This is a genomic window from Mycobacterium sp. NGS56 (genome assembly GCF_059812425.1).
Genome location: NZ_JCALCQ010000005.1, coordinates 215404 through 238511, shown reverse-complemented (window position 1 = coordinate 238511; position 23108 = coordinate 215404). Strand labels below are relative to the sequence as shown.

Sequence of the window (23108 nt, the reverse complement as noted above, 5' to 3'; positions counted from 1 at the left end):
TACGGTCCTCCTCGTTGAGAATGCCACTTGTGGTTGGGTACTAGGTCTAAGTTACCCACCAGTAACACCGCCAAACTATCGTTAGCGTCAGCAGTATGCAAGCCAATGTGAGCTAGATTTCATTGCCTAATTAACCAACCGGTTGGGAAGCTGCAGGTCATGGGGTTGAAATCCGATTTACCTGCGGCAACGATGCCCACATGACCGGTGCGCGTCCCGTCACTGCGCCGCCCTTGGAGCTGCCCACCGTGGACCTGCGGGCCGACCCGGGCCGCCTGCGAGGTGAGCTGCGCGCGGCCGGGCACGAGGTCGGCTTCTTCTATCTCACCGGTCACGGCGTGCCGCCGGAGTTGGTGAAGCGGGTCCTGGACGCCGCCCGCCGGCTTTTCGCGCTGCCGCAACGGGAGAAGGACGCCGTCGCGATGGTGCGCAGCCCGCACTTCCGCGGGTACACGCGGCTCGGCGGCGAGTTGACCCGCGGACAGGTGGATTGGCGCGAGCAGATCGACGTCGGGCCGCAGCGCCCACCGATCGGTGGGCTGGACAGGTCCGACTATCGGTGGCTGCAGGGCCCCAATCAGTGGCCGCCCGCGCTGCCGGAACTGCCGGGAATCGTCGCGGAGTGGGACACCGCGCTGTCCGCGGTCGCCCGCACCCTGCTACAGCACTGGGCGGCCTCGCTGGGCAGTCCCCCCGGCGTGTTCGACGCGGCATTCGCCGACGCGCCGGCCACGTTGATCAAGATCATCCGCTACCCCCGCCGCGCGGAAAGCGCGCAGGGCGTGGGAGCGCACCGCGACTCCGGGGTGCTGACGCTGTTGCTGGCCGATCCCGACAGCACGGGCTTGCAGGTGCTGCCGCCCGGAATGGACCATTCAAACGGCGCTTGGATCGACGTGCCACCGCGCGAGGGCGCGTTCATCGTCAACATCGGTGAACTGCTGGAGGTGGCGACGCGCGGGTACCTGCGCGCCACGCAGCACCGGGTCAACCTGCAGGGGTCCGCCGGCGACCGCATCTCGGTGCCGTTCTTCTTCAACCCCCGCCTGGACGCGCGGATACCGGTGCTGTCACTGCCCGACGAACTCGAGGCGCGCGCGCAGCGCGTGGATGATCCATCCGATCCGATCTTCGCGGTCTACGGGCGCAATGCCTGGAAGAGCAGGCTGCGGGCCCATCCGGATGTCGCCGCGGCACACGGGTATTCGACAGAATGCTTAGAAAACGGCTAAGGGTGGCCGTGCCCGAGCGGGCGACGCCGGGTAGGGTCACATCCGATAAATCCCGTCTCCGGCTCTAGGGGCGAATCAGTCCGGTGAACTCGACTAACAAGCTGACAGCGTCGTCACTTCGGGAGGCCTTCGGTCATTTCCCGTCCGGTGTCGTGGCGATCGCCGCCGAGGTGAACGGAACCCGGGAAGGCCTGGCGGCCAGCACATTTGTGCCGGTATCGCTGGATCCCCCGTTGGTGTCGTTCTGCGTGCAGAACACGTCGACGACGTGGCCCAAGCTCAAGGGCCTGCCGATGCTGGGCATCAGTGTGCTCGGCGAGGAGCATGACGAGGCCGCGCGCGCGCTGGCCGCCAAGACCGGCGACAGGTTTGCCGGATTGGAGACGGTTTCGCGGTCCACCGGTGCGGTGTTCATCAAGGGCACCGGGCTCTGGCTGGAAAGCTCGATCGAGCAGCTCATCCCGGCCGGGGACCACACGATCGTGGTGTTGCGAGTCAGCGAGGTGACGGTGGACGCCGACGTTGCGCCCATCGTGTTCCATCGGAGCGTCTTTCGCCGTCTCGGTGCGTAACAGCTGCGCCTGGGCCGCGGACCGGCTACGGGCGGTGGCTCAGCTCTTCTCGAAAGCCCTGGATGCGGCGCTCGAGTTCGGCGGCGTCGCTGTACCGGCCTTCCTTGTTCGCGAGCTGGGCGCGGACCGACAACTGCCGAATCGCGGTGCGAATGTTGTTGATGCTGGCGGTTTCTCGCATGGGTTCCATGAACTGCCTTTCCGGTCGTGCACACACGGCCGCACGGGGCGGCCCGACAGGATGCAGTTCGGTTACCCGGGTGCCGCAACGGCCTGACGTGTGACGACGGGATCGGACTGGATCAGAGCGGCCTGGCAGCTCAGCGACGGAACAATTTGTTACCGAGCCACACAACCGGGTCGTACTTGCGGTCGGCGACCCGCTCTTTCATCGGGATCAGCGCGTTGTCGGTGATCTTGATGTTTTCCGGGCAGACCTCGGTGCAGCACTTAGTGATGTTGCAGTAGCCCAGACCGTGCTCGTCCTGAGCGTCGTTGCGCCGGTCCCGGGTGTCCAACGGGTGCATCTCCAGCTCGGCGATCCTCATCAGGAAGCGTGGACCGGCGAACGCCTTCTTGTTCTCCTCGTGGTCGCGGACCACGTGGCACACGTTCTGGCAGAGGAAGCACTCGATGCACTTGCGGAATTCCTGGGAGCGTCCGACGTCCTCCTGCGCCATCCGGTATTCCCCGGGCTGCAGGTCCTTAGGCGGCGCGAAAGACGGTATCTCGCGGGCCTTTTCGTAGTTGAACGAGACGTCGGTGACCAGGTCGCGAATCACCGGGAACGTCCGCAGCGGCGTGACGGTGACGACCTCGTCCTCGGCGAAGGTGGACATCCGGGTCATGCAGAGCAACCGCGGATAGCCGTTGATCTCCGCCGAACACGAGCCGCACTTGCCCGCCTTGCAGTTCCACCGGACCGCCAGGTCGGGCGTCTGGGTCTGCTGCAGGCGATGGATGATGTCGAGGACGACCTCGCCCTCGTTGACCTCAACCGTGAAGTCCTGCAGACCACCGCCGACGTCGTCGCCGCGCCACACCCGCAGCGTCGCGTTGTAGGTCATTTGCCACTCCGTCCTGGGTGCCCGGCGAGTTCTTCGTCGGTGTAGTACTTCTCCAGCTCGGCGATGTCGAACAGCCCGAGCAGGTCGGGCCGCATCGGCGTCTGATCCTTCTTCGTGATGGTGATGTCGGGAATCGCCTCGTCGCCGCCCGCTGCCTCGCAAACCAGCAGCACCTTGCGCCAGGACGAGTCCATCGACGGATGGTCGTCGCGGGTGTGCCCGCCGCGGCTCTCGGTGCGCTGCAGCGCGGCCTTGGCGACGCATTCGCTGACCAGCAGCATGTTGCGCAGGTCGATGGCGAGGTTCCAGGCCGGGTTGTATCGCCGCTGCCCCTCGACATGGAGGTTCTTGAACCGCGCACGCAGCTTGTCGAGCCGTGCCAGGGCCTCCGAGATTTCGTCGGCCTTACGGATGATGCCGACCAGGTCGTTCATCGACTGCTGCAGTTCGAGTTGCAGGGAATACGGGTTCTCCGCGGCCGCGCCATTGGCCGGTGCCTCGAAGGGTGACAGCGCCCGCTTCGCCGCGGCGTCGACGGCGCCTTCGGCGACCGTCGGACGGCTGCTCAACGCCCGCACGTAGTCGGCTGCGCCCAGACCGGCCCGCCGGCCGAACACCAGCAGGTCCGACAGCGAGTTGCCGCCCAGCCGGTTCGAGCCGTGCATGCCGCCGGAGCATTCGCCGGCGGCGAAGAGTCCGGGGACTGTGGCAGCTCCGGTGTCGGCGTCCACCTCGACGCCGCCCATCACGTAGTGGCAGGTCGGCCCGACTTCCATCGGTTCTTTGGTGATGTCGACGCCGGCCAGCTCCTTGAACTGGTGATACATCGACGGCAGGCGGCGGTTGATCTCCGCCGGCGTCAGCCGCGACGCGATGTCGAGGAAGACGCCGCCGTGTGGGCTGCCTCGCCCGGCCTTGACCTCGGAGTTGATCGCCCGCGCGACCTCATCGCGCGGTAGCAGGTCCGGAGTGCGGCGGGCCGAGTCGTTGTCCTTGAGCCACTGGTCGGCTTCCTGTTCGGTTTCGGCGTACTGGCCTTTGAACACCGACGGGATGTAGTCGAACATGAACCGCTTGTCGTCGGAGTTCTTCAGCACCCCACCGTCGCCGCGAACGCCCTCGGTGACCAGGATCCCCTTCACGCTCGGCGGCCACACCATGCCCGTCGGGTGGAACTGGACGAACTCCATGTTGATCAGCGACGCGCCCGCCCGCAGGGCCAGCGCGTGGCCGTCGCCGGTGTACTCCCACGAGTTCGAGGTGACTTTGAACGACTTGCCGATTCCGCCGGTGGCCAGCACCACCGCGGGCGCCTCGAACAAGATGAAGTTTCCGCTTTCGCGGATGTAGCCGAATGCCCCGGCGATTCGCCCCCCTTGTTCAGGGCCGTCCTTGACCAGCTCGGTGATCGTGGTTTCGGCGAACACCCGGATCCGTGCTTCGTAGTCGCCGAGCTCGGCGAAATCCTCCTGCTGCAGCGAGACGATCTTCTGCTGCATGGTGCGGATCAGTTCCAGGCCGGTGCGGTCACCGACGTGGGCCAGCCGCGGGTAGGTGTGCCCGCCGAAGTTGCGCTGGCTGATCTTGCCGTCCTTGAGGCGATCGAACAGCGCGCCATAGGTTTCCAGCTCCCACACGCGGTCGGGGGCTTCCTTGGCGTGCAGCTCGGCCATGCGCCAGTTGTTCAGAAATTTCCCGCCGCGCATGGTGTCGCCGAAGTGTGTCTCCCAGTTGTCCTTCGGGTTGGTGTTGCCCATGGACGCCGCGCAGCCACCCTCGGCCATCACCGTGTGGGCCTTGCCGAACAGGGACTTACATACCACCGCGACCCGCAAACCCCGTTCGCGCGCTTCGATAACCGCGCGCAACCCGGCGCCGCCGGCACCGATCACGACCACATCGAACGTGTGCCGCTCGATCTCAACCATGAAACCCTCGCTAGCTAAATCTGATTTATATCGAAATGGCCTGTCAGCCAACAAATCTCAGGTCAGGAATTGTGCCACTGGCCACCAACGCGATGTAGAAATCGGTAACCATCAGGGTGCCCAGCGTGATCCACGCGTACAGCTTGTGCCGAGTGTTGATGACGCTGACCTGGGTCCAGATCCAGTAACGCACAGGGTGCTTGGAGAAGTGCTTCAGCCGCCCGCCGGTCACGTGGCGGCAGGAGTGACAGGACAGCGTGTAGATCCACAGCATGATGACGTTGCCGAGCAGGATCAGATTGCCCAGACCGAAGCCGAATCCGCCGGGGCCGCTGTCGGAGTGGAACGCGACGATGGCGTCGTAGGTGTTGATCACCGAGATGATGCCTGCGATGTAAAAGAAGTACCGGTGCGAGTTCTGAACAATCAGCGGGAACCTGGTCTCGCCGGTGTAATGGGCGCGGGGCTCGGCCACCGCACATGCGCTGGGCGACTGCCACACCGTGCGGTAGTAGGCGCCGCGGTAGTAGTAGCAGGTCAACCGGAACAGCAGCAGGAACGGCAGCGACATCGCCGCGTATGGCACAAACCACCAGTTCGGCAGGAACTGGGGCCAGAAGTCGCTGGCCGCACCGCAGGCCTTGCTCATGCACGGCGAGTAGAACGGCGTCAGGTAGTGGTACTGGTGGACGAAGAAGTAGTCCTTCTGCAATCCGCGCGCTATCGCATAGATAAGGAATGCGGCGAAGCCCAAGTCGATCCGCAGCGGCGATATCCACCACCGGTCGGTGCGTAGGGTCCGCTGTTCGATGCGGGCGCGCGTGGGTGAAAAGACACCGGACGCAGGACGGTTCGCCGTAGGTGCGCTCATCTAGTTGTTCCTCTTCGAACGGGCTGTCTGTCGAAGGGTACACAGATACAAGCCCCCCTTTTCTGGGGGGCTTGGGTTGTTCAGGGCCTGTGGTGACCGCCGACACCCTCGTCGTCGACGTCGCGCCAGAATTCGGTGTCGTACTGGGTGTCTGGAATGACGATCTTCTCGCCGGACTGCTGCACGGTGGCTCCGGCCAGATCCAATTCGGACACATCGGAATCGAGCAGGTCGACGTCGGACATGATGCGGTCGGCGTCGATGACGATGCGCCGCATGGCCGGGCTGTCACCGTATCGGGCCCGCAGGGAGCTCACGCACCGCCGCAGGCCGCCGATGAGGTCGTGGAGTTCGGCGAATTCGGTCGTGCCAGTTGTGCTCGGCGTGCTCGTCAACGGATCTCCTCGGCAGTGTTTTGGATCACAGTACGCCCTCGATAGTATCCACGGCACAGTCCGGACGTCAGTCTGTTGAACCCGGATGCCGAGGGAGCAAACATTGATGACGGGACGCGCCACACCGGCTGAGCGGGCCGCCACGCTGCTGGAACTGCACCGGCCGGGCGATCCGGTCATCCTGCCGACCGTGTGGGATGCCTGGTCGGCGCGGCTGGCCACCGACGCCGGCTTCGCCGCCCTCACCGTGGGCAGTCACCCGCTGGCGGACTCGATCGGCAAACCCGACAACGAGGGCATGTCGTTCGACGACGTCCTCGCGCGGGTCGCACAGATCACCGCGGCGGTCGACGTCCCGGTGTCGGTGGACATCGAATCCGGCTATGGGCAGCCGGCCGGCCGGCTGATCGAGGGCCTGCTGGGCGCCGGAGCCGTCGGGCTGAACATCGAGGACACCGTGCACGCGGAGGGCAAGCGGTTGCGGTCGGCCGACGAACACGCGGAGTTGGTCCGGGCGCTGCGGTCGGCCGCCGACGCGGCCGGGGTGCACGTCGTCATCAACGCCCGGACGGATCTGTTCCTTCGCCAGGACGGCGAGGCGTCCGATCGCGTCGAGCGGGCGGTAGCGCGCCTGAATCAGGCCGCGGCCGCCGGCGCCGATGTGCTGTATCCGGTGGGCCGCCACGACCCCGACACCTTGCGGCGCTTGACCGCCGAGCTGGAGTTGCCGGTCAACGCGATCGCGCTGCCCGACCAGGACGACCCGGCGTCCTTCGCACCGCTGGGCGTGGCGCGAATCAGCTTCGGACCGTTCCTGCAAGCCGCGCTGGCGACCCGCGCCAAGGAGCTGCTGGCCCGCTGGGGCTGACGCGCCGAATCCGGCGGAACCGTTGTGGCTCGGCCGGATTCAGCGACTTTTCTCGTCAACCCGTCGATCACTATTTGGTGATCGCGATGCGCTGCGCCTGGTTGTTGGCGTACGCACCGGTGACGCGCACCGTCAGCACACCAGCGTCATAGCTCGCCGTGATGGCGTCGCCGGTGACGTGGCCGGGCAGCTGGAATGACCGGCGGAACGATCCGTACCGGATCTCGCGCAGCGTGCGGCCTTCCTTCTCTTCCGAACGCTCATCGCGGTGCTCGCCGTGGATGACCAACCGCCCGCGGTCGACCTCCACGTTGACGTCCTTGTCGACGTCAACGCCCGGCAGCTCGAGCCGCACGATCGCGTCGTCGCCGTCCTTGACGATCTCGGCGGCAGGCCTGAAACCGCTGGTCGCGGGGGTGTTCCAGTCCGCCGCGGCGGCGGGGCCGAAAAAGTCGCGCAACCACCGGTCGGTGTCCCAGGCCGGTCGCGACCACAATGCGAGGGTATTCATCGTGCTTTCCCTTCTACTTCCTTGAGCATCATTGTGAGATTCCTGTGACCGGTGCCTCTGCGACCGGCTACTGGTAGAAACATGAGTCGACCCCGCTAAAGTTCCACCTCGCCGTTCGCCGGCAGCGAACGATCAATCACAGGCCTCCCTGTGAGTTGTGAGATCCTCGTCATAGGACCGTCACATTGTGCGAAAAGAACGTAATTTCTGGCCGTTAGTCTCAAAGCCATGTCTGCAGACGGGATTTCGCGCGCCAGCTGTGCGCCTCGTCACATCATCGTAGTCGGACATGGCATGGTTGGGCATCGGTTCGTGGAGGCGCTCCGCGCCCGCGACACCGAGGGGTTGTGGCGCATCACGGTTTTCGCCGAGGAGGCTGACGCGGCCTACGACCGCGTGGGCCTGACCTCCTACACCGAAAGCTGGGATCGCAAGCTATTGGCCTTGCCCGGCAACGATTACGAGGGTGACGATCAGGTCCGGCTCGTGCTCAACCAGCGCGTCACCGAAATAGACCGCGCCGCAAAGACGGTGGTGACCGCCGACGGTCAGCGACACGGCTACGACACCCTGGTCCTGGCGACCGGTTCGTACGCCTTCGTGCCGCCGGTGCCGGGCCACCAGCTACCCGCATGTCACGTGTACCGCACGCTTGACGACCTCGACGCCATCCGCGCCGACGCCCAGCGCACGGTCGCAACCTCGCACGCCTGCGCGGGTGTGGTGATCGGTGGTGGCCTGCTCGGGTTGGAAGCGGCTAATGCGCTGCGCCAGTTCGGGTTGCAGACCCACGTCGTCGAGATGATGCCGCGGCTGATGGCCCAGCAGATCGACGAGGCCGGCGGTGCGCTGCTGGCACGGATGATCGGCGAACTCGGCATCTCGGTGCACGTCGGCACCGGAACCGAATCGATCGAGCCGGTCGACCATCCGGACGCCACCACGTCGGTGCGGGTGAGCCTGACCGACGGGCAGGTCATCGACGCCGGCCTGGTGATCTTCGCGGCGGGCGTCCGCCCGCGCGACGAGCTGGCGACGGCCGCCGGGCTGACGCGCGCCGAGCGTGGCGGGGTTCTCACCGACGTGTCTTGTCGGACAAGCGATCCCGACATCTACGCGATCGGTGAGGTCGCCGCCATCGGCGGGCGGTGCTACGGCCTGGTGGGGCCGGGTTACACCTCCGCCGAGGTGGTGGCCGACCGACTGCTGGACGGCGTGGCGGAATTCGGTGAGGCGGACCTGTCCACGAAGCTCAAACTGCTGGGCGTCGACGTGGCCAGCTTCGGCGACGCGATGGGGACGACACCGGACTGCCTCGAAGTTGTCATCAACGATGCGGTCAATCGCACCTACGCCAAGCTCGTGTTGTCCGACGATGCCAAGACGCTGCTCGGCGGCGTGCTGGTCGGCGACGCCTCGTCCTACGGGGTGCTGCGTCCCATGGTCGGCAGCGAGCTGCCCGGCGACCCGCTGGCGCTGATCGCGCCGGCCTCCTCGGGCAGCGGTACCGCGTTGGGGGTTGGCGCGCTGCCGGACTCGGCTCAGATCTGCTCGTGCAACAACGTCACGAAGGGCGATCTGAAGTGTGCGATCGCCGACGGCTGCGCCGATGTCCCCGCGCTCAAGGTGTGCACTTCGGCCGGCACGGCGTGTGGGTCGTGCGTCCCGCTGCTCAAGCAGCTGCTGGAAGCCGAGGGCGTGGAACAGTCCAAGGCGCTGTGCGAGCACTTCAGCCAGTCGCGCGCGGAGCTTTTCGAAATCATCTCCGCGACCGAGATCCGCACCTTCTCGGGGCTGCTGGAGCGCTTTGGTCGCGGAAAGGGTTGCGACATCTGCAAACCCGTGGTCGCCTCCATCCTGGCCTCCACCGGGTCGGACCACATCCTCGAAGGCGAGCAGGCCTCGCTGCAGGATTCCAACGACCACTTTTTGGCCAACATCCAGAAGAACGGCAGCTACTCGGTGGTGCCGCGGGTGCCCGGAGGCGACATCAAGCCAGAGCATCTGATCCTGATCGGCCAGATCGCCCAGGACTTCGGGCTTTACACCAAGATCACCGGCGGGCAGCGGATCGACATGTTCGGCGCCCGGGTGGACCAGCTTCCGGAGATCTGGAAGCGGCTGGTTGACGGCGGCATGGAATCCGGCCACGCGTACGGCAAGGCGTTGCGCACGGTGAAGAGCTGCGTGGGCACCGACTGGTGCCGCTACGGGCAGCAGGATTCGGTGCAGCTGGCCATCGATTTGGAACTGCGCTACCGAGGTTTGCGGGCGCCGCACAAGATCAAGATGGGTGTCTCGGGGTGCGCGCGCGAATGCGCCGAAGCCCGCTCGAAGGACGTCGGTGTCATCGCCACCGAAAAGGGTTGGAACCTGTACGTCGGGGGCAACGGCGGGATGACGCCCAAGCACGCACAGCTGCTGGCCAGCGATCTGGACACCGCGACCCTGGTCCGCTACGTCGACCGGTTCGTCATGTACTACATCCGGACGGCCGACCGGCTGCAACGCACGGCGCCGTGGGTCGAATCGCTCGACGGCGGACTCGACCACGTGCGCGAGGTCGTGTGCGACGACTCGCTCGGCTTGGCCGGCGAATTCGAAGCCGCAATGGAGCGGCATGTCGAGAACTACAAGTGCGAGTGGAAGGGCGTGCTGGACGACCCGGACAAGCTGTCGCGGTTCGTGTCGTTCGTCAACGCCCCGGACGCCGTCGACTCAACGGTGACGTTCACCGAGCATGCCGGCCGCAAAATCCCTGTGTCCATTGGCATGCCGCGGGTCCGTACAGCGACAACGGAGGAATGAGGAAGGAATCATGACACTTCTCAACGACATTGCGGTGTGGACCAACGCGTGCGCTTACGAGCACCTCATTCCGGGTCGCGGCGTCGGCGTGCTGCTCGACGACGGTTCCCAGGCGGCGCTGTTCCGACTCGACGACGGCTCGGTGTACGCGGTGGGCAACGTCGACCCGTTCTCCGGGGCCGCGGTGCTCTCCCGCGGAATCGTGGGTGACCGCGACGGCCGCGTCACGGTTCAGTCGCCCATCTTGAAGCAGGCTTTCTCGCTCGAAGACGGCTCCTGCCTGGACGATCCGGCCGTTTCGGTGCCGGTATACCCGGTTCGAGTCACCGACGACGGCTACGTGCAGGTCGCGCGCGACTACCAGCCGCGGGCCGCCTGAACCTCACCGCGTTCAGCGGGTGATGTCGCCGACGAGGTAGCGCTGCATCGTGGGCCCGATCGCGTCGACGAGTGCGTCCACCGACATGGAGTGCAGCGGCTCGGAGCGGATGCCGTAGCGCATGATGCCCAGGCCCACCAACTGCGAGGCGCATAACGAGGCCCGTAGCGCCACCTTGTCGGCGCCCAGAATCTTCAGCAGTGGGCCGAAGACGGGGCCGATAAACATGCCCTGCACGATTTCGGCGGTCTTCGCCATCCCCGTCGACGCGACGGCACTGGCCGCAAACGGTCCGCCGCCGGCGGCGTCCCACGTCGTGATCAGCATGCGCAGGGTTCGCCGGCCCACCTGGTTGACCCCGCCGGTGACGATCCGGTCGATGAATTCCGGTGTGCCGAAGGGCAACCGCAGCATCTTGGCGACCGGGTCGAGGATCCCATGCGGCGGCTCTTCGCGACGGGGCATGGTGCCAGGATCGCCCGTCTGCGAGCAAAGATCAAGGAACGACGGACATCGGCGCGCCTCGCCAGCAGGCGTTTTGGGCTAGGGAATGGAACGCGCGGGGCGCGCATGGGCCAGTTGATGCGGACCCGATCGGCGCGACGCGTGCCGGGCGGTGGGCGCGAGTACCGGCGGCAGGGCGCGGCGGAACCGGTTCGCAACCAGCCGCGCTAATCCGGGGTGAGTGCCCAGCGGCTCGCTGACCAGGTCGGCGCCGCAACAGTGCAACCGTTGTTGGAACAGGCCGTCGGCCAGCAGATATGAGGCGACCACGACCCGCCCGCCGGCGCGGTGTGCCCGAGCCCGTGCCCGATCCACGGCCTCGGGCAGCCGCGGGTCGCCGGTGGCCGCGAACGCCAGGCTCACCCGCGATCCGGTCAGCGCCGACAACAACGTCGAGGTGGTGTGCAGATCGGTGCGGGCATTGTCGTCTGATGTTCCCGCGGCCGCCAGGATCACCGAATCACCCGGTCGCCAACCGCATTTCAACAGCTGATCGCCGACGATCCGGGCGATCTGACCGCTCGGACCCAAAGCGGGGGTGACGATCACGTTCGGGTGGGCGCTGATCTGGACGTGCCAGGGCAGGTCTGCCCGAACGTGGTATCCGCGCGATAGGAACGCGGGCACCACGATGGCGGGCCGGTCGGCGGCCTTTGCCCGTGACAGGACTTCGCTGGGAGTAGGGCCCACCACGTCTACGAAGGAAAGCTCCACCGTGTCACTGACAAGCGTACCAACCTGTGCCGCAAGGGTTTCGATCATTGCCACGCCCTCCGGCCTGCGTGTGCCGTGCGCTACCAGGATCAATGCCATTGGGAATCACTCGGATGGTCGATCGCGAGCCGGTAGCCGCGCTTGACGACCGTCGCGACGATGTTCTTGTCGCCCAGCGCCGTTCGCAACCTCAGCACCGCGGTATCGACAGCATGGGGGTCATTGCTGTTTCCCGGAAGTACTCGCAACAAGTCGTTGCGCGCGACGACATCGCCGGGTCGTTGCGCCAGCTCGCGCAGGGTCGCCATGCTCGATCCCGACAGCGACTTCACCGAGCCGTCGACCAGTACACAGGTTCCGCGGATCTCCATGTCGTGTCCGGCCGCGCGGACGGTGCACGACCGCAGGGGCGGCAGCTCCTGTGCGATGTGGCGGGCCAGCGCCCCCAGCCGCATTCGCTCGGGTGACGACGTCGGGATCCCCGCCCGGATCAATGGTTGCGCGGTGACCGGGCCGACACACATCGCGTGCACGTCGCTGCGAAGGGCTTGCAGCAGTTGATCTTCGATGCCCAGCTCGCGGCCGCGTTCTAGCATCGCCGCGCCGGCGGGCGCCGAGGTGAAGGTCACGGCATCGAACTGCCGCCGCGCGACCGAGGCGACGAGCTGGTCGAAATCGCCGCCGGTCGGCGTCGGCTTCCAGCGGTACACGTGGATGGGGACCACCTGAGCGCCCGCCGCGCGCAATCCTTTGATGAACTGTGGGAACGGATCCCAACCGTCGGCAGCACCGTGCAGCTGGACGGCGATGCGCTTGCCGGCGACGCCCGATTCGAGGAGGTAGCGCAGGACTTCGCGCGAAGATTCGGATTTGGGTGACCACTCCTCGTGCAGACCGGCAGCGCGCAGCGCGCCGGTCGCCTTCGGACCGCGGGCTACGATCCGCGACTTGGCAAGCGACGCCAGTAATTGGGTTGCCAGTCCCCAGCCGTCGGCGGCGGCGACCCAGCCGCGAAAACCTATTCCGGTGTGCGCCACCAGGATATCGGGGGGTTGGGCGATCACCGCTTCGGTGTGGCTCTGCAGCTCGGCGTCTTCGGGCAGCGCGATGATGTTGATGGCCGCGGCACTGGACACCTCCGCGCCGTTACGGCGCAGCAACGCGCACAGTTCCTCCGCGCGGTTCGCCGACGTGACGGCGATCCGGTAGCCGGTCAGCGGCGCGGAGCCCGGTGGGGCCAGTTGGGGGGCCATATGAATTGTGTATGCCTGCGACGTTTCGGTTGCGTTACCGCTCAATTGCTGTGGCATTGCCCGTGTTGCGAGTCCGCTCACACACGGGCGGCCTCGGTTTCCGGCGCCGACCCCGACAGCCTCGGAGCCGAGACGGGACGGCGCACGTAGACCATCCAGGTCATGATCGCCGCCACCACGTATGAGGCCAGAAACGCCCAGTACGCCGACGTTTCCGTGCCGGTGCTCAGGTAGGACTGGCGCAGCGCCAGGTTGATTCCCACACCCCCGACCGCCCCGACGGCCGAACAGATGCCGATCAGTGATCCCGACATCGCGCGGGCCCAAAGACGGCGTTCGTCCTCGCTCTTGTCCAGCGAGCGACTGCGCGCCTCGTAGACCGAGGGGATCAGCTTGAAGACCGACCCGTTGCCCATGCCGGACAGGATGAACAGCGCCATGAAGCCGGTGACGTAGCCGATCATGCTGGCGGAGTGCGTCGTGGCGTGGTGATCGTCCAGGGTGCTGACGGTGACCAGGAATCCGGCGCCCAGGGTCATGCCGGCGAGGATGCCCAGTGTGACCCGACTGCCGCCGAAGCGGTCGGCCACCCGGCCACCGTAGACGCGCGCCAGCGAGCCCAGCAGAGGCCCGATGAAGGCCACCTGCGCGGCGTGCAGCGCCGCATGTTTCGGGCTTTCCCCACTGTCCAGGAAATTGACCTGCATCACCTGCCCGAAGGCGAATGAGAAGCCGATCCAGGAGCCGAAGGTGGCAATGTAGAGCAGTGAGATCACATGGGTGTCGCGCTCGAACAGGATCGAACGCATAGTGCTCAGCCGGGTACCGTGGTTGACGTTGTCCATGAACAGCGCGGCGGCGATGCCGACGACGGCGAGCAACACCAGGTACACCGCGCACACCCAGTAGGGCGCTTCGTGTCCGGCGGTGGCGAGCACCAGCAGGCCGACGAGCTGGATCACCGCGACCCCCAGGTTGGCGATCCCGGCGTTGAGGGCCAGCGCGCCGCCCTTGAGCCGCTGCGGGTAGAAGGCGTTGACGTTGGCCAGCGAGGCCGCGTAATTGCCGCCGCCCAGCCCGGTCATGGCCGCGCACAACGCGAACAGCCATAGCGGCAGACCGGGATTGGCCAGCAACACGATCGTGCCGGCCGTGGGGATCAGCAACACGAAGGCCGAGAAAGTCGTCCAGTTGCGGCCGCCGAAGGCGGCGATGCCCAAGGTGTAAGGGATTCGGGCGCAACCACCGACCAGGGTGGCGACCGCGCCCAGCAGCAGCTTGTCACCGGCGGAGAACCCGTAGACGGACCCGGGCATGAACAGCGCCATCACGGGCCACAGGGTCCAGATCGAAAACGCCACGTGGTCACCGGCAATGGTGCACAGCAGGTTGCGCCGGGCAATCTTGTTGTTGCCGGCCTCCCAGGCTGCCGTGTCTTCCGGATTCCAGTCGGGGATGCGGTGGTTGCGGCCTGTTCGGGCGCCGCCATTCTTCGGCGTGACGTTCACGCGCGTCCGCTCGTCGCGCGAATCGCCGGTGCCGTGACGGCGTCGAACCGGTTGGCGTGCATACAGATCCTCTCGTCAGGCCCCACGTATCGCCGCATCCGGCCGCCGCCGTGCCAGGGGTCATCGCGCTCGCCCGACATCGGGAGAGCTGTTTGGAGACTGGCTTTCGACGCTTCGGCGCCCCGAGTAATGGGGCATGCCCCGCCGTACGCTCCGATGCTCACATTTAGGACGCGAGCGGGTCAACCGGAACGGGCCATTATCGCCTGTTAGTTGTTTACCAATTTTCTGGTAGATCCCTGAGGAGTGACGTCCGCGCGGATGTAAGGTTCATCCAGCCCGAATCGGCGGCGCCGTCAAGTGATTTCACGCATGCACGCCGCGGTGTGTGAGCTCAAATACATCTGTCGTTCAGATGCCGATGGTTTTGCCACGAATTACGTTAGGAGAACGGCCAACTCGCGGCACCGGACTGGGCGCCCGCCAGAGTTCTGGGCCGCGCCCAGTGCAATCGTACCGTTTGGCCGGGCCGCACCTGCGCGATCTTGTTGACGTCCTCGTCGACCACCACGCCGATCACCGGATAACCGCCGGTGACCGGATGATCGGGACCCAATATCACCGGTAAACCGTTGGGCGGCACCTGGATTGCGCCACGGGTGGCTCCCTCGCTGGGGAGCTGGCGGTCTGGGTAACAGTGCTGCAGGGGCCGGCCGGTAAGCCGCATTCCCACCCGGTCGCTGCGATCGGATGCGACCCAATCGGTGTGCACCAGGGCGTCGGGATCGACGAACCAATCATCGCGCGGTCCGGGCACCACGGACAGCTCGACGACGTCGGCGCTGATGGCTTCGACGGGAGCTTGGTCCAGTTCTGGGTAGGCGTCGGTGTGTTCGCCGATCGGCAGCCGGTCGCCGGCCTGCAGCGGCGACGGGCCGATGGCCGACATCACGTCATAGCTGCGCGAGCCCAGCACAGGCTCCACGCAGATGCCACCGCGGATCGCCAGGTAGCTGCGCAGGCCGGCGCGAGGAGCTCCCAGCGAGATCACCTCGCCGTCGCGCACGTGTTGAATGCTGTTGGTGCCGAACTTGATTCCGTTGACGGTGGGGTCGGTGTCGGCGCCCGTCACCGCGATGTCGACGTCGCCGCCACGCACCCTGGCCGCGAAACCGCCGAACGTCACCTCCACGGTGGCGCAGTCGTCGGGGTTGGCCACCAGCCGGTTGGCCAGTTTGTGCGCGCGCCGGTCGGCGGCGCCGGACCGGCTCACCCCCAGGTGGGCCAGTCCCGGGCGGCCGAGGTCTTGGACAACGGCAAGGGGTCCGGTGCGGAGGATCTCCAGGATTGGCACGGCTGTCTCCTTAGTTATGGTCGTGACCCGCTTGGCCCGGCTGCGCCGCGCATGCGATCGTCACGGCTAGATTGCCCGGAATTGAACCCACATGCCTTGGGTCAACAATGCGGGATTGGGGCGCTGCAGATCCCATAGCACGGCGTCGGTGCGGCCGATGAGTTGCCAACCACCGGGGGACTGGCGCGGATATACAGCACTGAATTCGCCGGCCAGCCCGACGGAGCCGGCCGGCACCGAGGTACGCGGCTCGGGGTGCCGCGGCACCCGCAGCCGCGGGTCGCCGTCGATCAGATAGGCGAAACCGGGCGCGAATCCGCTGAATCCGACCCGCCACAGCGTGGCGGTGTGGGCGTCGATCGCCGCAGCGATGGTCAGACCGGTGTGGCGGGCGACCTCGGCCAGGTCGGGACCGTCATAGACGACGTCGATGACCACGTCGGCGTGGCGCTCCGAGGGGACGTCCGGGGCGGGCGCGATGCGCAGCTTGCGCAGCCGCTGGCGAATGACGCCTTGGTGGCGGGGGCCGTTTAGCTTCACCAACACCGTGCGGGCCGCCGGGACGATGTCGACCACATCCGGCATCGCCGCCGCACGCAGCGCGTCCGTCCACGCCAATACCTCGGCGGTACTGCCGCATTGCACCATCAGCGCGCGGTCGCCGTAGTCCACAACCGTGTTGCCGACGAGCTCCGTCGGCAGGTTGTGGGCCAGGTCGCCGCTAAGGTCCGTCACGCTCATTACTCGACGGTAACTCCGGGATCGCGGCCTGTGCGAGGGGTAAAGACGGATTTTCGAGCACTGCCAGAGCTGCCTTAGCAAACGCTCAAACAGCCACGGCAAGCAGCGTGACTAGCCCAGAATCTTGGTGATCAGCGGAGGGAGTTGGTCGGCGATGACGGGGTAGCTGAGCGGCGACGCGAACGCGATCGCGCCGGCCTGGTCCTTCGTCGTGAAGATGTTGCGGTTCTGCGCGGTGGTGAGCGACCCGGCCACTTCAGGGTCGGCCAGTATCGCCTTCTGATCGTCCGGGCTCTGGGTTGTCCAGATCACCACGTCGGCGGACTCGAGCACCGATTTGATCCGATCGCGCGGAATGACGGCCCGCTGACCGGTGGCGAATGGCTTGATGGTGTCGGAGATGACGAGTCCCATCTGATTCAGGAAATCCGTGCGCCAGCCCGCCATGGTTGCGGCGACGGTGCCTTGGGTCAGCGTGCCGTGCATCAGCAGGGCCTTTTTGCCGGTCCATTGCTGATTCTTTTTGCCAATGTCGGTGAACTTCTGGTCGACGCCGTCGATCAACGACTTCATCTGGTCGGCCTGGAAGACCGCCTGGCCGACGGCGGTGGCCTGTTCCTTCCACGGCTCGAAGAAGGCGTCGCCGTCCGATTGCGCGACGGTCGGTGCGATCGCGGACAGTTTCTGATACGTGTCGGCGTCCAGCCCGGCGTTGACCGCCACGATCAAGTCCGGTTTGAGACCGGCGATCTGGTCCACCGGAATGCCGTTATCCAGGTTCAACACCGCCGGCCGCGCACCGCCGAGTTTGGGCGCGGCCCACGGCCAGACCGCGAAGGGCTGGTCACCGAACCAGTTGGTCACCGCGATCGGCACCACTCCGAGCGCGAGCAAGTCGTCCTGTTCGGTGTAGCCGGCACTGACGACACGCTTGGGGGGTTCTTTGATGACGGTCTGACCGAACAGGTGGGTGACCGTCACCGATCCCGGGGTGGCCCCCGGAGCCGGTTTGCGTGACGAGCACCCGGTAGCGAGCGCGGTCGCGCCGCCGATCGCGGCTACCCCGGCAACCCCTGCGAACTGCAAGAATCCTCGTCGATTCCATCCCTGTCGCATCGCGTGAGAGTATCGCGTTCCCCCCGCGCAGATGCGTCGCCGCGCGTGAGACCCTTCAGCCCAGCGGCATGCCGGCGTCCATGAAATCCAGCGCGCGATAGATCGTGTCTGCCGTCTTCGGCGCGCCGTCGAAGGCGGCCATCATGGCGCCCGTCAATGCCCCTGCGCACACTCGGACTTCGAAATCGTCTGCGGCACGGCCGATCCGGTGGGCGATCGCCCCGGCGACGACGGTCACGGTGCGGTAGTACTCGTCGTACATCGCCGCCTTGAGCTCGGGGATCGAGAACATCAGACGCTGCCGGGTGCTCTCGAACTCCAGCTGGTCGTCGGGCAGCTGGGCCATGACGGCCTCGTAGGCCCGGCGGAAAGCCCGCGCTAAAGACAGGTTGCGCGGCTGGGCCTTGAGCGCGTCCAGGATCAGCGGGTCCAAGTCGTCGGCCAGCAGCAGCGATTCCTTGGATCGGAAATAGCGAAAGAAGGTGCTCGGTGACACGTCGGCCGCCTCAGCGATCTGTTCGACAGTGGTGGCCGCGTACCCGTTCTGCTCGATGAGGCGAAACGCCTCGCGCCTGATGGCGCGACGGGTCTTGATCTTTTTGCGCTCCCGTAGGCCCAGGGGAGGCTCAGTCGCCTGCATGCGCCGATTGTCGCCCATCGACGGCCCGAGGTGGGCGCGCGACGTCCTTGCGTTGCGGAGTTCTGACAAACGGGTACGGGCGGCTGCGATTTCTGCGTATCGCCCACGTAACTGTGCACACCCCGCCCGGTAACAGTGCGTCTTTAGCGTCGAATGGTCACTGCCCGCGCCTCAATCAACTCAGGAGTCCCACCAGATGACCACGACGCTTAGCCCCGTATCGCAGCCCGCGCCCCCGCGTGAGCGCCATACGGGACGGCACTGGATCGATGACTGGCGGCCCGAAGACCCCGAGTTCTGGGAGACCTCGGGCAAGCAGATCGCTCGCCGGAACCTGACCTTCTCGATCTTCGCCGAGCACGTCGGGTTCAGCGTGTGGATGTTGTGGAGCATCGTGGTGGTTCAGATGACCGCGCCCGGCGGCTCCGGCCACCCCGCCGCGTCCGGATGGGCGCTGACCGCCAGTCAGGCCCTGTGCCTGGTCGCGGTCCCCAGCGGGGTCGGAGCTTTCCTGAGATTGCCCTACACCTTCGCGGTCCCGCTGTTGGGCGGCCGCAACTGGACGACCATCTCGGCGGCGCTGCTGCTCATTCCGTGTCTGCTGCTGGCGTGGGCGGTGAGCCATCCCGGCATTCCGTTCGGCGCGCTGGTGGCGATCGCCGCGACCGCCGGCTTGGGCGGCGGCAACTTCGCTTCGTCGATGGCTAACATCTCGTTCTTCTACCCGGAGAAAGACAAGGGTTGGGCGCTGGGCCTGAATGCGGCCGGTGGCAATATCGGCGTGGCGGTGGTGCAGAAGATCATTCCGCCCATCGTCATCGCCGGCGGTGGGATGGCGCTGTCACGCGCCGGACTGTGCTACGTGCCGCTGGCGGTGGCCGCCGCGGTCTGCGCGTTTGTGTTCATGAACAACCTCACCGAGGCCTCGAAGACTGGGGGAGCCGACGTGAAGCCGGTGCTGGAGTCGCTGCGGCATCCCGACACCTGGATCTTGTCGCTGCTCTACATCGGCACCTTCGGGTCGTTCATCGGCTACTCGGCGGCCTTCCCGACCCTGCTCAAGACGGTTTTCGGACGCGGTGACATCGCCCTGGCGTGGGCCTTTTTGGGCGCCGCCATCGGATCGGTCATCCGGCCCCTCGGCGGCAGGCTGGCCGACCGGATCGGCGGCGCTCGTATCACCGCCGCCAGCTTCGTGATGCTGGCGATCGGGGCCGCGGCCGCGCTGTGGTCGGTGCAGGCGGTCAACCTGCCGGCGTTCTTCGCCAGCTTCATGTTCCTGTTCGTAGCCACCGGGATCGGCAACGGCTCGACCTATCGGATGATTTCGCGAATCTTCAAGATCAAGGGCGAGCTGGCCGGGGGCGATCCCGACACCATGGCGGGCATGCGCCGGCAGGCGGCCGGGGCGCTGGGCGTCATCTCGGCGGTGGGTGCCTTCGGTGGATTCGTGGTTCCGCTGGCATACGCGTGGTCAAAGTCGCAGTTCGGCGGCATCGAACCGGCGTTGCGGTTCTACGTCGTGTTCTTCCTCGGTCTGCTCGGCGTCACGTGGTACTGCTACCTGCGCAAGCAGAACGCGGTAACGCGAGTGGGAATCTAGGCGGGGGCCAAGCGTCAACTTGACGGCTTCTGCTTCCCGCCATATCCGTCCCAGGGACTGTAGTCGGCGACCAGCTCTTCCTGGGGTGGTCGTAGGTCTTCGGGAACGTGCCGCAGGTTGATTCGGATCCGGTACCAGATCGAACTGGGCCCGCGCATCCCGTCGACCAGGATGTCGACCGGTTCTAGTCGCCGGGCCACCGCCGGGTAGCGCTCGCGCCAGACATCCAGCGCCGCCAACGCCTCGTCCTTGGTCTTGGTGCGGGCGATTTCGATCAGCGGCATCGTGGATTGCCTTCGGCCTCCCGCTCCGCGCTTGCCCGCACCCTTCGGCGCCCGTTCGGGCGGCCCCATCTCCTCGGCGAGCACCAGCAGCCGGTCGAGCTCGCCGACGGCGTCGTCCATTCCGGCCCAGGGGTCACCGATTTCGGCGAACCGGGCGGGCACGGTGTCGATCGTGAACGCCTCGGGGTTGCAGCCGGCGACTTCGTCCCACCGCAGCGGTGTTGAGACCCGGGCATCGGGGGTCGCCCGCACCGAGTACGCCGATGCCACGGTGCGGTCCTTGGCGTTCTGGTTGAAGTCGACGAACACCCCTTCGCGTTCTTCCTTCCACCAGCGGCTGGTCGCCGCCTCGGGCACGCGCCGCTCGACTTCGCGGGCGACGGTCTGCGCGGCCAGCCGCACCTGACGAAACTCCCAGCGCGGGGCGATGCGAGCGTAGATGTGGAAGCCGCGCGACCCCGACGTCTTCGGCCAGGCGGTCAGGCCGTAGTCCTCGAGCACCTCCCGGGCCACCAGCGCGACGTCCACGATGCCCCGCCAGGAGACCCCGGGCATCGGATCCAGGTCCACCCGCAGTTCGTCGGGGTGGTCCAGGTCGTCGGCGAGCACCGGATGGGGGTTGAGATCGACGCAGCCGAGGTTGACCGCCCAGACCAGCCCGGCGGCGTCGTGGATCACCGCCTCGGCGGCGGAAGTGCCTCGGGCGTAACGCAGTTCGGCAACGTCGACCCAGTCCGGCCGTTTGGCCGGCGCGCGTTTCTGGAACACCGCCTCTTCCGTGATGCCCTTGACGAAGCGCTTCAGGATCATCGGGCGGCCCGCGACACCGCGCAGCGCGCCGTCGGCCACGGACAGGTAATAACGGACCAGGTCGAGCTTGGTGTAGGGGCCGACGGAGCGCTTGGTGGTTTCGCGGCTGCTCGTGCGGGGGAACACCACCTTGTCCGGATGAGTGATGGTGACCTGGCGCCCGGCCACCTCCAGCGAAACCGGACGGGTCATGCGGTTCATGCTAATTGGCCGGGAATTCCGGCCGGACTGAGACGGACGTCACATAAGGTGGATTTCATGCCTAACCTCCTCGGCCTGCCCGGTCAGGCCGCCGCAAAAGTTCAGCAGTACCTCGAACGCGGCTCCGCGGAACTGCACTACGTGCGAAAGATCTTCGAGTCGGGCGCGTTTCGGATCGAGCCGCCGCAGAACTACGCCGCGATGGCCGCCGACATCTATAAGTGGGGCGAGTTCGGCATGCTGCCGGCTCTCAACGCCAGGCGCCATCCCGATCGCGCGGCCTGCATCGACGAAGAAGGCGAATTCACCTTCAAAGAGCTGGACGAGGCCGCGCATGCGGTGGCCAACGGGCTGATCGAGAAGGGCGTCAAGGCCGGCGACGGCGTCGCCATCCTGGCCCGCAACAGCCGCTGGTTCCTGATCGCCTATTTCGGCGCCGCCCGTGTGGGGGCTCGCATCATCCTGCTGAACAGCGAGTTCTCGGGTCCGCAAATCAAAGAGGTGTCGGAGCGCGAGGGCGCCAAGCTGATCATTTACGACGACGAGTACACCAAGGCGGTCAGCAAGGCCGAGCCGGAGCTGGGCAAGCTGCGGGCGCTCGGGACCAACCCGGACAGTGACGAGAAGTCGGGCAGCAAGGACGAGACGCTGGCCGATCTGATCGAGCGCAGCGACAAGAAGCCCGCGCCCAAGGCGAGCAAGCACTCCTCGATCATCATCCTGACCAGCGGAACCACCGGCACCCCCAAGGGCGCGAATCGCAGCACCCCGCCGACGCTGGCGCCGATCGGCGGCATCCTGTCGCACGTTCCGTTCAAGGCCGGCGAGGTGACGTCGCTGCCCGCACCGATGTTCCACGCGCTGGGTTTCCTACATGGCACGATCGCGATGTTCCTGGGCTCGACGCTGGTGCTGCGCCGCAAATTCAAGCCGCCGCTGGTGCTCGAAGACATCGAGAAGCACAAGGTGACTGCGATGGTGGTGGTCCCGGTGATGTTGTCGCGGATCCTCGACGCGGTCGAGAAGATGGACAAGAAACCCGACCTGTCCAGCCTGAAGATCGTGTTCGTCTCCGGGTCGGCGCTGGGAGCCGACCTGGCCGAACGGGGCCTGAAGGACCTGGGGCCGGTCATCTACAACATGTACGGCTCGACCGAGATCGCGTTCGCCACCATCGCCGAACCAAAGCACCTGGAGTACAACTCGTCGACGGTCGGGCCGGTCGTCAAAGGCGTGAAGGTCAAGATCTACGACGACAACGGCAAGGAGCTGCCGCAGGGCGAGGTGGGCCGCATCTTCGTCGGCAACGCGTTCCCGTTCGAGGGTTACACCGGTGGGGGTAAGAAGCAGATCATCGACGGGCTGTTGTCCTCGGGCGACGTGGGCTACTTCGATGAGAACGGCCTGCTGTTCATCAGCGGCCGCGACGACGAGATGATCGTCTCCGGTGGCGAGAACGTCTTCCCGGCCGAGGTCGAAGACCTCCTCACGGGGCATCCGGACGTCGTGGAGGCGACCGCGATCGGCGTCGAAGACAAGGAATGGGGCCACCGCCTGCGCGCCTTCGTGGTGAAGAAGGACGGCGCCGACCTCGACGAGGACACGGTCAAGCACTACGTCCGCGACCACCTGGCCCGCTACAAGGTGCCACGCGAGGTGGTCTTCCTCGACGAGCTGCCGCGCAACCCAACGGGCAAGGTCCTCAAGCGCGAGTTGCGCGAAATGGACGTCGATTAGCCTCGCTCGGGC

General features: G+C 66.3%; 22 protein-coding genes. 7 read left to right on the top strand and 15 right to left on the bottom strand.

All coding sequences use genetic code 11. The annotated features are described in order from the left end of the window. The first annotated feature begins 200 nt into the window (after positions 1-200). Positions 201-1232 (top strand): isopenicillin N synthase family dioxygenase, encoded by a 1032-nt coding sequence (locus AC5Y4F_RS15855; RefSeq protein ID WP_499997555.1) that lies wholly within the window; start codon positions 201-203, stop codon positions 1230-1232. An 83-nt stretch (positions 1233-1315) separates the two neighbouring features. After that, the gene (locus AC5Y4F_RS15850) at positions 1316-1804 is read left to right on the top strand and encodes a flavin reductase family protein (protein ID WP_067931753.1); all 489 of its coding nucleotides are present in this window, start codon (positions 1316-1318) and stop codon (positions 1802-1804) included. Positions 1805-1829: 25 nt separating this feature from the next. Here AC5Y4F_RS15850 and AC5Y4F_RS15845 read toward each other — a convergent pair whose 3' ends face one another. From AC5Y4F_RS15845 to AC5Y4F_RS15825, 5 genes are all read right to left on the bottom strand, one after another. Then, positions 1830-1994, bottom strand: coding sequence for a hypothetical protein (locus tag AC5Y4F_RS15845; RefSeq protein WP_197520478.1), 165 nt, complete (start codon positions 1992-1994; stop codon positions 1830-1832). A 130-nt stretch (positions 1995-2124) separates the two neighbouring features. Further along, positions 2125-2871, bottom strand: coding sequence for a succinate dehydrogenase/fumarate reductase iron-sulfur subunit (locus tag AC5Y4F_RS15840; protein ID WP_499997554.1), 747 nt, complete (start codon positions 2869-2871; stop codon positions 2125-2127). After that, a complete protein-coding gene (locus AC5Y4F_RS15835; protein ID WP_067931758.1) occupies positions 2868-4799 on the bottom strand; it encodes a fumarate reductase/succinate dehydrogenase flavoprotein subunit in 1932 nt (643 codons plus the stop codon). The genes AC5Y4F_RS15840 and AC5Y4F_RS15835 overlap by 4 nt, the downstream gene beginning before the upstream one ends. Before the next feature lie 43 nt (positions 4800-4842). Then, positions 4843-5670 (bottom strand): succinate dehydrogenase subunit SdhC, encoded by an 828-nt coding sequence (gene sdhC, locus AC5Y4F_RS15830; protein WP_067931760.1) that lies wholly within the window; start codon positions 5668-5670, stop codon positions 4843-4845. 80 nt (positions 5671-5750) lie between these two features. Then, positions 5751-6065 (bottom strand): Rv0250c family protein, encoded by a 315-nt coding sequence (locus AC5Y4F_RS15825; RefSeq protein ID WP_067931761.1) that lies wholly within the window; start codon positions 6063-6065, stop codon positions 5751-5753. 106 nt (positions 6066-6171) lie between these two features. On the opposite strand from AC5Y4F_RS15825, the gene AC5Y4F_RS15820 reads away from it, so the two are divergent. Then, entirely contained in the window at positions 6172-6933 is a 762-nt protein-coding gene (locus AC5Y4F_RS15820; protein ID WP_067931763.1) for an isocitrate lyase/PEP mutase family protein, read from the top strand. 70 nt (positions 6934-7003) lie between these two features. Here the strand turns inward: AC5Y4F_RS15820 and AC5Y4F_RS15815 are convergent, their stop codons facing one another. Further along, positions 7004-7444, bottom strand: a complete 441-nt coding sequence (locus AC5Y4F_RS15815) for an Hsp20/alpha crystallin family protein (protein ID WP_067931765.1) — start codon at positions 7442-7444, stop codon at positions 7004-7006. Between the two features lie 228 nt (positions 7445-7672). On the opposite strand from AC5Y4F_RS15815, the gene nirB reads away from it, so the two are divergent. Further along, positions 7673-10252, top strand: coding sequence for a nitrite reductase large subunit NirB (nirB, locus tag AC5Y4F_RS15810; protein ID WP_499997553.1), 2580 nt, complete (start codon positions 7673-7675; stop codon positions 10250-10252). Positions 10253-10262: 10 nt separating this feature from the next. Then, positions 10263-10631 (top strand): nitrite reductase small subunit NirD, encoded by a 369-nt coding sequence (gene nirD, locus AC5Y4F_RS15805; protein ID WP_499997552.1) that lies wholly within the window; start codon positions 10263-10265, stop codon positions 10629-10631. 12 nt (positions 10632-10643) lie between these two features. On the opposite strand, the gene AC5Y4F_RS15800 is transcribed toward nirD, so the two are convergent. The 8 genes from AC5Y4F_RS15800 to AC5Y4F_RS15765 all read right to left on the bottom strand — a co-directional run bounded on the left by AC5Y4F_RS15800 (position 10644) and on the right by AC5Y4F_RS15765 (position 18461). After that, the gene (locus AC5Y4F_RS15800; protein WP_499997551.1) at positions 10644-11096 is read right to left on the bottom strand and encodes a TetR/AcrR family transcriptional regulator; all 453 of its coding nucleotides are present in this window, start codon (positions 11094-11096) and stop codon (positions 10644-10646) included. Between the two features lie 78 nt (positions 11097-11174). Beyond that, entirely contained in the window at positions 11175-11948 is a 774-nt protein-coding gene (locus tag AC5Y4F_RS15795) for a sirohydrochlorin chelatase (protein WP_499997550.1), read from the bottom strand. Beyond that, positions 11939-13090, bottom strand: a complete 1152-nt coding sequence (locus tag AC5Y4F_RS15790) for a uroporphyrinogen-III synthase (protein ID WP_499997591.1) — start codon at positions 13088-13090, stop codon at positions 11939-11941. Before AC5Y4F_RS15790 ends, AC5Y4F_RS15795 begins: the two co-directional genes overlap by 10 nt. A gap of 89 nt (positions 13091-13179) precedes the next feature. Next, positions 13180-14610, bottom strand: a complete 1431-nt coding sequence (locus AC5Y4F_RS15785; protein WP_067931777.1) for a nitrate/nitrite transporter — start codon at positions 14608-14610, stop codon at positions 13180-13182. 442 nt (positions 14611-15052) lie between these two features. Further along, a complete protein-coding gene (locus AC5Y4F_RS15780; protein WP_499997549.1) occupies positions 15053-15964 on the bottom strand; it encodes a 5-oxoprolinase/urea amidolyase family protein in 912 nt (303 codons plus the stop codon). 66 nt (positions 15965-16030) lie between these two features. Next, on the bottom strand, positions 16031-16705 hold the full coding sequence (locus AC5Y4F_RS15775; RefSeq protein WP_499997548.1) for a 5-oxoprolinase subunit B family protein: 675 nt from the start codon (positions 16703-16705) through the stop codon (positions 16031-16033). Between the two features lie 111 nt (positions 16706-16816). After that, positions 16817-17821 carry an ABC transporter substrate-binding protein gene (locus tag AC5Y4F_RS15770; RefSeq protein ID WP_067931784.1) on the bottom strand — a complete coding sequence of 335 codons (1005 nt, stop codon included), beginning with the start codon at positions 17819-17821 and terminating at the stop codon, positions 16817-16819. A 55-nt stretch (positions 17822-17876) separates the two neighbouring features. Then, positions 17877-18461, bottom strand: a complete 585-nt coding sequence (locus tag AC5Y4F_RS15765; RefSeq protein WP_067931821.1) for an acyl-CoA-like ligand-binding transcription factor — start codon at positions 18459-18461, stop codon at positions 17877-17879. A gap of 196 nt (positions 18462-18657) precedes the next feature. Between AC5Y4F_RS15765 and AC5Y4F_RS15760 the strand changes: the two genes are divergently transcribed. Continuing rightward, a complete protein-coding gene (locus tag AC5Y4F_RS15760) occupies positions 18658-20064 on the top strand; it encodes a NarK family nitrate/nitrite MFS transporter (RefSeq protein WP_499997547.1) in 1407 nt (468 codons plus the stop codon). 14 nt (positions 20065-20078) lie between these two features. Here the strand turns inward: AC5Y4F_RS15760 and AC5Y4F_RS15755 are convergent, their stop codons facing one another. Then, positions 20079-21359 (bottom strand): DNA polymerase domain-containing protein, encoded by a 1281-nt coding sequence (locus AC5Y4F_RS15755; protein WP_499997546.1) that lies wholly within the window; start codon positions 21357-21359, stop codon positions 20079-20081. Positions 21360-21416: 57 nt separating this feature from the next. Between AC5Y4F_RS15755 and fadD2 the strand changes: the two genes are divergently transcribed. Beyond that, positions 21417-23096: a long-chain-fatty-acid--CoA ligase FadD2 gene (fadD2, locus tag AC5Y4F_RS15750; RefSeq protein WP_067931823.1), complete on the top strand. Its 1680-nt coding sequence runs from the start codon at positions 21417-21419 to the stop codon at positions 23094-23096. Positions 23097-23108 lie beyond the last annotated feature (12 nt).